This window comes from Promicromonospora xylanilytica, assembly GCF_054782895.1.
The window spans coordinates 1-1,129 of sequence record NZ_BAAGRP010000031.1 but is presented as its reverse complement, the minus strand read 5'-3'; the positions used below and the strand labels follow the sequence as shown (position 1 = coordinate 1,129).

Annotated in this window: 1 protein-coding gene; it reads left to right on the top strand. The window is 69.1% G+C overall.

Annotated elements, in window-relative coordinates:
• Positions 1 to 111: 111 nt before the first annotated feature.
• Positions 112 to 1,129, top strand: a 1,018-nt coding sequence (locus ACYVK7_RS17620) for an IS481 family transposase (RefSeq protein WP_460889027.1), incomplete at its 3' end; no start/stop codon positions are given.

Genomic DNA, 1,129 nt, shown 5'->3' with positions numbered 1-1,129 from the left:
TGTTGCGGGTCATGACGTTGGTGACGCGGGGTCGGGTGTGAGGAAGGGGTAGGCCTGGCGGCAGGATGGAAGTGCGACCAACCGTCCTAGCCGAGGAAGACCTACCCCTTCATGACCCACGCTAACGCCCCGCTGACCCCTGCCGGCCGCCTCCGCCTGGTCCAGCGCTGCCAGTCGCGTCCGATCGCTCATGTCGCTGCCGAGGCCGGTGTCTCACGCGCCTGCCTGTCGAAGTGGAAGAACCGGTACGACCGCCTCGGTGAGGCCGGCCTGCACGACCGTGCCAGCGTCCCGCACACCTCACCGACCCAGACCCCGACCCAGGTCGTGGAACGCATCGAGGCGCTGCGCCGCGAGCACAAGTGGTCCGCGGCCCGTATCGCGCTCGAGCTCGCGAGCGAGGGTCACCGGGTCTCGGCGCGGACCGTGGGCCGCTGGTTCGACCGTCTCGGGATCAACCGGCGCCGCTACCTGGACACCACCGGGGAATCGAACCGGCAACCGCGACGGATCGTCGCCCGCTACCCGGGCCACATGCTCCACCTGGACGTCAAGAAGGTCGGACGCATCCCGGACGGCGGCGGTTGGCGTGCCCACGGCCGCGGATCGGACCAGCACAAGGCCGCCCAACGCGCTAAGACCCGCGACGCGAAGACCCGCGGCACCCGAGCTGGATACGTCTACCTGCATTCCGCCGTGGACGGGTTCTCCCGCCTGGCCTACACCGAGCACCTCACGGACGAGAAGGCCGCGACCACGATCGCGTTCTTCGCCCGCGCCCGGGCGTTCTTCGCCGCGCACGGCATCAACCGGATCGTGCGCGTCGTGACCGACAACGGCGCGAACTACCGCGCCAGCACCTTCGGACGCACCGTGGGCGCGTTCGCCTCCCGGCATCAGCGCACCCGCCCCTACACACCCCGCCACAACGGGAAGGTCGAGCGCTATCAACGGATCCTGGCCGAGGAGTTCCTCTACGCCCGCACCTGGACCTCAGAGACCGAACGCGCGAACGCCCTCAAGGTCTGGAACGTCCACTACAACTACCATCGGGCCCACACCGCCGTCGGGAACCAGCCCCCAGCCACGAAGCTACCGACCGGCGTCACCAACGTCATGACCAGCAACA